The organism is Paraburkholderia sp., assembly GCF_035501035.1.
Classification (GTDB): Bacteria; Pseudomonadota; Gammaproteobacteria; order Burkholderiales; family Burkholderiaceae; genus Paraburkholderia.
The window spans coordinates 1-10,320 of record NZ_DATJWR010000190.1; the positions used below are offsets into that span (position 1 = coordinate 1).

12 protein-coding genes are annotated in these 10,320 nt (G+C 63.7%); 4 read left to right on the forward strand and 8 right to left on the reverse strand.

Going from position 1 to position 10,320, the window contains the following annotated elements:
• The 4 genes from VMJ11_RS13425 to VMJ11_RS13440 form a co-directional block, all read right to left on the reverse strand.
• Positions 1 to 134: ABC transporter permease subunit (locus VMJ11_RS13425; protein WP_414694387.1), on the reverse strand; the 134-nt coding region annotated here is incomplete at its 3' end.
• Positions 135 to 345: 211 nt separating this feature from the next.
• A complete protein-coding gene (locus tag VMJ11_RS13430) occupies positions 346 to 648 on the reverse strand; it encodes a hypothetical protein (protein WP_325619889.1) in 303 nt (100 codons plus the stop codon).
• Positions 649 to 1,198: 550 nt separating this feature from the next.
• Complete coding sequence (ispH, locus tag VMJ11_RS13435) at positions 1,199 to 2,170, reverse strand: 4-hydroxy-3-methylbut-2-enyl diphosphate reductase (protein ID WP_325619890.1); 972 nt, start codon at positions 2,168 to 2,170, stop codon at positions 1,199 to 1,201.
• A 5-nt stretch (positions 2,171 to 2,175) separates the two neighbouring features.
• A complete protein-coding gene (locus VMJ11_RS13440) occupies positions 2,176 to 2,631 on the reverse strand; it encodes a peptidylprolyl isomerase (RefSeq protein WP_325619891.1) in 456 nt (151 codons plus the stop codon).
• A 207-nt stretch (positions 2,632 to 2,838) separates the two neighbouring features.
• On the opposite strand from VMJ11_RS13440, the gene radC reads away from it, so the two are divergent.
• The 4 genes from radC (at position 2,839) to nadB (ending at position 6,143) form a co-directional block, all read left to right on the forward strand.
• Positions 2,839 to 3,600 carry a RadC family protein gene (gene radC, locus VMJ11_RS13445; RefSeq protein WP_414694388.1) on the forward strand — a complete coding sequence of 254 codons (762 nt, stop codon included), beginning with the start codon at positions 2,839 to 2,841 and terminating at the stop codon, positions 3,598 to 3,600.
• A gap of 245 nt (positions 3,601 to 3,845) precedes the next feature.
• Positions 3,846 to 4,079 (forward strand): 50S ribosomal protein L28, encoded by a 234-nt coding sequence (gene rpmB / locus VMJ11_RS13450; protein ID WP_027794135.1) that lies wholly within the window; start codon positions 3,846 to 3,848, stop codon positions 4,077 to 4,079.
• A gap of 10 nt (positions 4,080 to 4,089) precedes the next feature.
• On the forward strand, positions 4,090 to 4,257 hold the full coding sequence (gene rpmG / locus VMJ11_RS13455) for a 50S ribosomal protein L33 (protein ID WP_027817504.1): 168 nt from the start codon (positions 4,090 to 4,092) through the stop codon (positions 4,255 to 4,257).
• Positions 4,258 to 4,541: 284 nt separating this feature from the next.
• On the forward strand, positions 4,542 to 6,143 hold the full coding sequence (nadB, locus tag VMJ11_RS13460) for an L-aspartate oxidase (protein ID WP_325619893.1): 1,602 nt from the start codon (positions 4,542 to 4,544) through the stop codon (positions 6,141 to 6,143).
• 98 nt (positions 6,144 to 6,241) lie between these two features.
• On the opposite strand, the gene nadC is transcribed toward nadB, so the two are convergent.
• From nadC to VMJ11_RS13480, 4 genes are all read right to left on the reverse strand, one after another.
• On the reverse strand, positions 6,242 to 7,141 hold the full coding sequence (nadC, locus tag VMJ11_RS13465; protein WP_325619897.1) for a carboxylating nicotinate-nucleotide diphosphorylase: 900 nt from the start codon (positions 7,139 to 7,141) through the stop codon (positions 6,242 to 6,244).
• Positions 7,141 to 8,274: a quinolinate synthase NadA gene (nadA, locus tag VMJ11_RS13470; protein ID WP_325619894.1), complete on the reverse strand. Its 1,134-nt coding sequence runs from the start codon at positions 8,272 to 8,274 to the stop codon at positions 7,141 to 7,143. Before nadA ends, nadC begins: the two co-directional genes overlap by 1 nt.
• Before the next feature lie 151 nt (positions 8,275 to 8,425).
• Positions 8,426 to 9,622 (reverse strand): DesA family fatty acid desaturase, encoded by a 1,197-nt coding sequence (locus VMJ11_RS13475; RefSeq protein WP_325619895.1) that lies wholly within the window; start codon positions 9,620 to 9,622, stop codon positions 8,426 to 8,428.
• A gap of 203 nt (positions 9,623 to 9,825) precedes the next feature.
• Positions 9,826 to 10,320 (reverse strand): mechanosensitive ion channel family protein (locus VMJ11_RS13480; protein WP_325619896.1); only part of this gene is annotated, 495 nt, incomplete at its 5' end.

Consider the following 10,320-nt stretch of genomic DNA (forward strand, 5'->3'; position numbering starts at 1 on the left):
ACCATGAGCACGTCGCCGTGCGCGAAGTTGATGATGCCCAGAATCCCGTACACCATGGTGTAGCCCAGTGCGATGATGGCGTAGATGCTGCCAAGCACCAGCCCATTCAGGATCTGCTGGATGAAAATATCCATTTAATGCTCCTTAGCCCGTGCGACCGGATTCGCGCTCGTCATCGGCCGGTGGGCGATGTTTTACGGAACCGCAACGACACTCTCGGGTACTGAAGTAAAAGACCGGTAACGGTTGGCCGCACCCGGTTCGCGTTGTCGCTGTGTAGCAGCGGCAGGCTCGCCGGAAGCGGATGCAAAAACGGCACCGTCGGATGGTTCGGTGCCGTCGGGTTCAACTACCTGTCACGTTCGCGGCGACGTCTTCGCGGCAAGCCTCGCGGCCGGCAACCGTGAATGTGTCAGCCGTCATGACTCCCTCTTCCGGACCGCCCAGGCACTGCGCGATCTCGCCCGCGAGATCCACAGCGCCAAAGCGGCGAACCGGCACAACAACGCCGGTGCATACAAAAGCAATCTGCATGCCAGGCATGATAGATGTCGCGTTCATGCCTGCCTCGGCAGCGCAGCTGCTCCACGCTGTGCGTGGCGCAACCACAGCCGCCGAAGACGCGGCAAAAGCAAACTCGACTTGCATGAGTCAGGTCTCCTGCGCCTTCCGAAATGCTTGCCTGATGGCCTTCTGGCCGACATCCAGCCGTCAGAACGCGCGCATTGTAACGCCAATTATGCGACGGGCAATATTGTCGAACCGGCAGGGTTTTCCTGCATTGCAACCATATTTCCGCATAACAGTCGCCGAGGAGTTGCACCTTGGGTTGCGCCGCATTTTCGTGCATCAGTTGCACCAAAAATCGGCGATGCTCGCATCATGTGTTGCGGGCTATGGCCGCAATGCCTTGCCAGCCGGGCATCGGGTCGGATACAAGATATTTAAAAGATGGCATAAAAATGCTGCCCCGGGCTGGTGCGCTTTGGCTGAAAACGCGTCAGGGAGATCGATAATACGGGGTCACACCACGCGACTCGGTATCACACGCTAGCGAAAACACTAATAAAAACACCAGGCCAACGATCGGTTAACCTGCATTTTTTCTTAATCCGCCCCTTATTAATCGCCTTTCACTTCCGTCTGGCCATGAAAAAAGCGCGCCCAAGGCGCGCTTCTCGCATGAAGGCGGACCGTGTCAGGCCGGCTGGCCAAGGCCGCGCGGCAACGGGAACGCGATGTTCTCCTCGATGCCCTCGAGCGCCCGCACGTTGCGCGCGCCCAATTCGTGCAGGCGGCGAATGATCTCCTGCGCAAGCGCCTCGGGAGCCGACGCTCCGGCCGTGAGGCCAATGCGACGCTTGCCCACGAGCCACTGTGGATCGATCTGCTCGGGGGCATCCACCATATAGGCGGGAATGCCGCGCTTCTCGGCCACTTCGCGCAGCCGGTTCGAATTGGAGCTGTTCGGGCTTCCGACCACGATCACGACATCGCATTGCGGCGCCATGAACTTGACGGCGTCCTGGCGATTCTGCGTCGCATAGCAGATGTCCTGCTTCTTGGGCTCGCGAATACCTGGAAAGCGCGCCTTGAGCGCGGCGATGATCTCCGCGGCATCGTCCACCGAAAGCGTGGTTTGCGTGACGAACGCCACGCGCTGCGGATCGCGCAGCTTCAGCGCGGCGACGTCGGCGATATCTTCGACAAGGTACATGCCCTCGGCCACCTGCCCCATCGTGCCTTCCACTTCCGGGTGGCCCTTGTGGCCGATCATGACGATGTCGAGACCCTCGTCGCGCATCTTCGCGACTTCGACGTGCACCTTGGTGACGAGCGGGCAGGTCGCGTCGTAGACACGCAGGCCGCGCGCCTCGGCGTCGGAGCGCACCGCTTTGGAGACGCCGTGCGCACTGAAGATCACGGTATTGCCGGACGGCACCTCATCGAGCTGCTCGATGAAGATCGCGCCTTTCTTGCGCAGGTCTTCGACGACATAGGCGTTGTGGACGATCTCGTGGCGTACGTAGATCGGAGCGCCGTGAAGCTGAATGGCGCGCTCGACGATCTCGATCGCCCGATCGACGCCGGCGCAGAAGCCGCGAGGCTGGGCGAGCAAGACCTCCGCGTCGGCCAGTTCAGCGATGAGGGACGTGTCCGTGGTGGTCATGGGCTTTAGAGGATTCCGATGATTTGCACTTCGAACGCAACCGCCTGGCCTGCGAGCGGATGGTTGAAATCGAACAGCGCCGAGGTCTCGTTCACTTCCTTGAGCACCCCTGCGTAGCGCCCGCCGTCGGGAGCATTGAACTCGATCAGGTCGCCGGGATTGAAGTCCTCGCCGATCATGCCGTTATCGCGCAGGGCCTTGAGCGAGACGCGCTGGATCAGGTCGGGATTGCGCTGGCCAAAGGCGACGCCGGGCACTAGCTGAAAGGTCGAGTGGTGGCCCACCTTCAGGCCCTGCAAAATATCCTCCAGCGGCGGCGCGAGCTGGCCAGCGCCCATCAGGAGCGTGGCGGGGCGGTCGACGAAGGTATTGACGATTTCGGTGCCATCGGCGAGCGAAAGCCGGTAATGCAGCGTCACGTGGGAACCGGGCTTCACTTCGGAGATGTCGATGATGCTCATGCGTAACTCGTTTTGTCGGAACGCGCGCTTCGCGCGTGCGCGCCGCAAGGCGCTGGTCCGGCCCCCGTTGGGTCACCGGAAAATACCCATTGTAAGCCACTTGGCCGGGGCGGTCGCGGCGCGATTGTGCACTGCCGCCATGAACGCACGCTTGTGCCGCGAGCTGCGGGCCGCCCCCTGGAGATTGCCATGACTCAATTCGCCTGTATGCCGGGAGCGGCACACAACGAGGACGATGGCGGCGCCCTCGCCCCACCCGGCCCCGGCTGCGCTGAGCGCGGACCGGCTCGCGACGTCGCGCCGCCGGTGGCACGCCGCCGCGACATGCCCCGCGAGCGGCTGCGCGCCGCCGGCCCGGCCGCGCTTTCGGACGTCGAACTGCTCGCGATCCTGCTGGGCTCGGGATTGCCGGGCCACGACGTTTTCGAGGTAGCCCGCTCGCTGCTCGCCCGCTTCGGCTCGCTGCGCGCGATGCTCGACGCCCAGCACGAAGACTTCGAGGGCCTGCGCGGCATCGGCCCCGCAAAGGCCGCGACGCTGCAGGCCGTAACGGAGCTCGCCCGGCGAGCGCTCGCCGAAGCGCTGGACGATAAACCGCTCGTCGACTCTCCCGGCGCGGTCGAGGACTATCTGCGGCTCCTGATCGGCGGGCGGCCGCACGAGGTGTTCGTGTGCCTTTTTCTCGACGCGCGCCATCGCCTGATCCGCTCGGAAGAAAGTTCGCGCGGCTCGCTCACTCGCATGACGGTGTATCCTCGGGAGATCGTGCGGCGCGCGCTCATGTTGAACGCCGCGAGCCTGATCGTCGCGCATAACCATCCGTCAGGCGCGGTGCAGCCGAGCGCAAGCGACCGGCGGCTTACGCGGGTGCTGCGCGAAACACTCGCGCTCGTGGAGGTTCAACTCGTCGACCACCTCGTGATTGGCGCGCGCGAAACGTTTTCGTTTGCGCGCCACGGCTGGAACTGAGGCGATGCCGCATGCGGCGCACGACGACATCCGCAAATCGGGTTTGATTTTCCTGGGATTTTTCTGCTAAAATCGCTGTTTGCTTATTTCCAACCCTGTTCCGAAGCCCATCAAGGCATTCTAGGGGGGAATATGCGCTGGGTTCGAGGTTGTCTCTCATCCATACGTGAGCGCTCCTTTCCGGCCATATTTCGCCTGGGGAAACTTCAGTGGCTCTCGAACTCAGAATTACCAGGAGTGCTCTCATGGCACGAGTATGCCAAGTCACTGGGAAAGCGCCGATGAGCGGCAACAACGTTTCCCACGCGAACAACAAGACCAAGCGCCGTTTCCTCCCGAATCTGCAAAACCGCCGTTTCTGGGTTGAAAGCGAAAACCGTTGGGTGCGTCTGCGCATCTCGAACGCAGGCCTGCGCCTGATCGACAAGAACGGCATCGATTCCGTGCTCGCAGACCTGCGCGCACGCGGCGAACTGTAAGGAGTAAATCATGGCCAAGGGCATCCGCGACAAGATCAAGCTCGAGTCGACCGCAGGTACGGGTCACTTCTACACGACCACGAAGAACAAGCGCAACATGCCGGAAAAAATGTCGATCAAGAAGTTCGACCCGGTTGTTCGCAAGCACGTCGAGTACAAAGAAACCAAGATCAAGTAACTTGATCCGGTTTCGAGCCTGACGAAGACAGAAAAGACCCCGCTTTTTAGCGGGGTTTTTTCTTTATGCGCGCGCTGTGCACGCTTTCCGGGCCGCGCAATGGTGTTTTACCGGCCGCACCGCAACTACGGCTGTGCGTTCAATCCTCTCTCGGAGTATGCTTCCCGCTTTACCCGCCGCCACACGCGCGTCATCTGTGTGTGACAGCGCCACACGGCTGCAAAAGGCGGCTGCAAAAAGTGGCGGCAAAAAGCGCAGAACAAGAGAGACGGAGAAGCAGGATCATGAATTTTGATGTAGCGATCGTCGGCAGCGGCCTCGCAGGACTGAGCGTCGCACTGAATCTCGCCGACACGCGTCGCGTCGTGGTGATCGCCAAGCGCGCCATGAGCGAAGGCGCGAGCGACCGCGCCCAGGGCGGCATTGCCGCCGTGCTCGATTCGGCCGACAGCGTGGAAAACCATGTGGACGATACGCTCGTGGCAGGCGGCGGCCTATGCGACGAAGCGGCGACGCGCTACATCGTCGAGCATGGCCGCGAGGCCATCGAATGGCTGATCGCGCAGGATGTGCCCTTCACGAAGGATGCCGCCGCCGAACTCGGCTTTCACCTCACGCGCGAAGGCGGCCACAGCCACCGCCGCATCATTCACGCCGCCGACGCCACCGGCCACGCGGTCGTGCAGACGCTGCTCGAGCGCGCACGTTCGCACCCGAACATCACGATCCTCGAAGACCATCAGGCGATCGACGTCATCACGTCCGACCGGCTCGGCCTGCCCGGCCGGCGCTGCCACGGACTCTACGCGCTCGACCTGAAAAACGATCGCACGGTGACGATCCAGGCGCCGCACACGGTGCTCGCCACGGGCGGCGCGGGCAAGGTATACCTCTACACGACGAATCCCGACACGGCCACCGGCGACGGCATTGCCATGGCATGGCGCGCGGGCTGCCGCGTGGCAAACATGGAGTTCATCCAGTTCCACCCCACCTGCCTCTTCCACCCGCACGCCAAGTCGTTCCTGATTTCGGAAGCCGTGCGTGGCGAAGGTGGCGTGCTGCGCCTGCCCGACGGCACGCGCTTCATGCCCGCGCACGACGCGCGTGCCGAGCTCGCGCCGCGCGACATCGTCGCCCGCGCGATCGACTTCGAGATCAAGCGGCACGGCATCGATTGCGTCCATCTCGATATCAGCCACCAGCCGCCGGCGTTCCTCGAAGAGCACTTCCCGACCATCCTCGCGCGCTGCCGCGAGTTCGGCATCAACATCACGAAAGAACCGATTCCCGTCGTGCCCGCCGCGCACTATACGTGTGGCGGCGTCGTCACCGATCTTGCGGGGCGCACGGACCTCGCGGGCCTCTATGCGGTCGGCGAGACCTCGTACACCGGGCTGCACGGCGCGAACCGGCTCGCGAGCAATTCGCTGCTGGAGTGTCTCGTGATCGGCAGGTCGGCCGCCGAGGCGATCGAGGCAGAGGGCTTCGGCGCGGGTGCGCATGCGCCGCTGCCCGACTGGGACGAAAGCCGCGTGTCCGATTCCGATGAGGAAGTCGTGGTCGCGCACAACTGGGACGAATTGCGCCGCCTGATGTGGAACTACGTCGGTATCGTTCGCACCGACAAGCGGCTCGAACGCGCGCAGCATCGCATCGCGCTCCTGCGCGACGAAATTCTCGAGTACTACGCAAATTTCCGCGTCACGCGCGACCTGCTCGAATTGCGCAACCTCGTGGAAGTGGCCTCGCTGATCGTGGAAAGCGCGCGCTCGCGCCGCGAGAGCCGGGGCCTGCATTACAGCCGCGACTGGCCGAACTCGCTGCCCAAGGCGTTGCCGACGGTGCTTGCGCCGGAGCACGTGCGCAATCGCACGGTGTCCTGAACGGGTTTGCCGAGCCGCCTACGCCGCGCAGCAAAAGCAAAGGCCGCCTCATTGCGAGGCGGCCTTTTCATTGGATACAGCGAATCGAAAACGCGAACTCAGACGATGCGCATCGAGAAGTCCGTCGCGCGCACATCTTTCGTCAGCGCGCCGATGGATACGCGGTCCACGCCCGTTTCCGCGATCGTGCGCACCGTCTCGAAGTTCACGCCGCCCGAGACTTCGAGCACCGCTCGCCCGGCCGTGAGCTTCACGGCCTCGCGCATCATGTCGAACGAGAAGTTGTCGAGCAGCACCGACTTCGCGCCGTGTGCGAGCGCCGTTTCGAGCTGCTCGAGCGTTTCGACTTCGATCTGGATCGGCACGCCCGCATCGAGCGCAAGCGCCGCATCCATCGCAGCGCCCACCCCGCCCGCCGCGGCGATATGGTTTTCCTTGATCAGGATGCCGTCGTAAAGCGCGAGGCGCTGGTTCGCGCCGCCGCCCACGCGCACCGCGTACTTCTGCGCAAGACGCAAGCCAGGCAGCGTCTTGCGCGTGTCCAGAATGCGGGTACTCGTGTGCGCGATCATGTCGACGTAGCGGCGCGTCACGCTCGCCACGCCCGAAAGCAGCTGCAGGAAGTTCATCGCGTTGCGCTCGGCGGTCAGCAGCGAGCGCGCCGGGCCGCGCAGCGAGCACACGGCCGTGTCGGCCGCCATGCGGTCGCCTTCGCGATAGTGCCAGCGCACCTCGATGCGCGGGTCGACACGCTTCACCACGCCGTCGAACCACAGCACGCCGCACAGCACGGCCTCTTCGCGCACGATGATGCGCGCGTCGCGCATCTCGTCGGCGGGCACGAGGCGGCCCGTCTTGTCACCGGGGCCGACGTCTTCTTCGAGCGCGTCGGCCACGTTGCGCACGATCGCGGCGTCGAAGGCCGCGCCGTACTGCGCGCGCACTGCTTCGAGCACGGGCGAAACGGCGTCGACTGCGAGCAATTCGAGCGCGCCCATCATGCCGCCCCCACCTGCGAGAACAGCGCGCCGTCGCGTGCGAGGTCGCCACTCGCCTGCACGCGGCGCTTGTGCTCGGCCGCGAACGCCAGCATGCGGTCGATCGGCAGGCGGGCACGCTCGCCGAGCGAAGCGTCGACGTGGATCTCGTTGTGGCCGCGCTCGAGCACGTCGGCGAGGTTCGCGAGACCGTTCATGGCCATCCACGGGCAATGCGCGCAGCTCTTGCAGGTGGCGCTGTTGCCGGCCGTGGGCGCTTCGATGAAGGTCTTGCCCGGCGCCGCGAGGCGCATCTTGTGCAGGATGCCGAGGTCGGTCGCGACGATGAAGCGTTGCGCATCGAGCTTCACGGCCGCATCGATCAGCTGCGTGGTCGAGCCGACCACATCAGCAAGCGCGACCACGCCTTCCGGCGACTCGGGGTGTACGAGGATCTTGGCGTCGGGATATTCGGCGCGCAGCAGGTCGAGCTCGATGCCCTTGAATTCGTCGTGCACAAGGCACGAGCCCTGCCATAGCAGCATGTCCGCACCCGTCTTCTTCTGGATGTAGCTGCCCAGGTGCCGGTCCGGCGCCCAGAGAATCTTTTCGCCCTTCGCGTGCAGGTCGGCGACGATCTCCAGACCGATCGATGACGTGACCATCCAGTCCGCGCGGGCCTTCACGGCCGCGCTCGTGTTCGCGTAGACGACGACCGTGCGGTCCGGATGCGCGTCGCAAAACGCCGAGAACTCGTCGATCGGACAGCCCAGATCGAGCGAGCAGGTCGCGTCGAGGTCGGGCATGAGGATGCGCTTGTTCGGGCTCAGGATCTTTGCGGTCTCGCCCATGAAGCGCACGCCCGCCACGACGAGCGTCTGCGCCTCGTGATCGCGGCCGAAGCGCGCCATCTCGAGCGAATCGGCCACGCAGCCGCCGGTTTCGTCGGCGAGCTCCTGCAATTCGGGATCCACATAATAGTGCGCGACGAGCACCGCTTTCTCGCGCTTGAGCAATGCGCGAACTCGCTCCTTCAACGCAACGCGCTCTGCCGCGGACGGCGCATCGGGCACGCGCGCCCACGCCTGTCCAACGCTGCAGACGGCTCCCTGCGGCCGGTCGTATTCGACCTTCCTGATCACCTGACTACTCATGATCTCCTCTGCCCTGCTGATGGCCGCGGCTTTTCCGCAGCCTCAAAAAGAAAAACCCCGCCAACGCGGGGTTTTGTGACGTACCTGAATTCTAATGGATTTTTTTTCGCGGCACTGACGGCGCAAAAGACCCTGATGCGAAAAAGTCTACTCAGGCGTAGCGGCGCAGACGCGACGCGAACTCCTGCAGCGCCTTGATGCCGCTTTGTTCGGCGCGATGGCACCAATCCTGGAGCTGCGTGAGCAGTTGTTCGCGCGAGGCACTCGAACGTTCCCAGATCGCGGCCAGTTCGTTGCGCAGCTCGATGTAAGTGCGCAGCTTCTGGCTGTTCGCGAAAATTTGCGGCAGCTGACGCTTCTGCGGCTCGTCGAGGCTCGCCTCTTCCTTGTCGAACCACTTGCGCGCGCCGCGCATGACCTTGTACTTCTCGCGCTCGCCCACTTCCTTCAGATGCGCGAGCTCCTGGCGATACGCCTGCTTCACGGCCTTCGCATAGCGCGCCATCACTTCGTAGCGGTTCGACAGCACGGCCTGCAGCGTTTCGTGGTCGGGCACGAGCTTGTTCTTGTCGAGGCGCGGCGTGGGCGCGACCTTTTTGACCTTGGCGAGGCCGACGGCCGACATCATACGGATGTACATCCAGCCGATGTCGAACTCGTACCACTTGTTCGAGAGCTTCGCGGAAGTCGCGAAGGTGTGGTGGTTGTTGTGCAGCTCTTCGCCACCGATGATGATGCCGATCGGCAAGAGGTTCGTGCTGGCGTCAGCGGAATTGAAGTTGCGGTAGCCCCAGAAGTGGCCGAGGCCGTTCACGACGCCGGCCGCCCAGAACGGAATCCACGCCATCTGCACGGCCCACACGGTGAGGCCGACTGCGCCGAACAGCGCGACGTCGATCACCATCATGATGCTCACGCCGAGAATCGGATAGCGCGTGTAGACGTTGCGCTCCATCCAGTCGTTGGGCGTGCCGTGGCTGAAGCGGCGCAGCGTTTCTTCGTTCTTCGCTTCGGCGCGATAGAGCTCGGCGCCCTCGAGCAGCACCTTCCAGATGCCGCGCGTTTGCGGGCTGTGCGGATCTTCCTCGGTTTCGCACTTGGCGTGGTGCTTGCGGTGAATCGCCGCCCACTGGCCCGTCAGCATGCCCGTGGTCATCCACAGCCAGAACCGGAAGAAGTGGCTCGCGATGGGATGCAGATCGAGCGCGCGGTGCGCCTGGCAGCGGTGCAAATAGACCGTCACGCCGATGATCGTGATGTGGGTCGCCACCGCCGCGAACAGCACGATCTGCCACCATGAGAAGTGGAGCACCCCGTGGGCGAGGAAATCAAGCAGGGAGTTCAGCAAGGTTTTTACCCGTGAAACGAAGCGCGGTGGCCTTTCAGTCACGCGCCAGTGTCAAGAAAGTGAAAGCGATTAGGAGTAGTTGGACGGCATTCTACTAGAACCGTTCCAAGTGTTTGTAACAAATGAAGATTTTTTTCCAGATTAGTGGCCGAGTCAACTACTGGATGCAGCCGAGAGGCGCTTTGCCGCACCTTTCGGCCCCACTAACCTGAAGCCGGCTCCGCCCCGGCCGATACGGCCCCGTATTGCGCCGCGCCGCCCGCTTCAGCAACCATGGCCGGCGAGCCGATGATGCGCACCTCGCGCTGCGCGAAAGGGATCGAAATGCCGTGCTCGCTGAACAGGCGCCAGATGTTCAGGTTGACGGCCGAGCGCACGCCGGAGGTGCCATTGGCCGCATCGGCGATCCAGAAACCGAGTTCGAGATTGATGCCGTCGGAGCCGAAGCTCGCGAGATACGGTGTCGGGGCCGGATCGGCGAGCACGCGCGCCACCCCCTCGGCCGCGCGTGCGAGCAGCGCCATCGCGACCTCGAGGTCCGTGCCGTAAGCCACCTGCACCGCCGCCTTCGCGTAGCCGCGCGTGAGATACGACGACTGGTTCTGCACCACGTCGGTGATGAGTTTCTCGTTCGGGATCAGCGTCTCCACGCCGTCGAGGCCGCGCACGACCGTGTAGCGCGTGCGGATCTGCGTGAC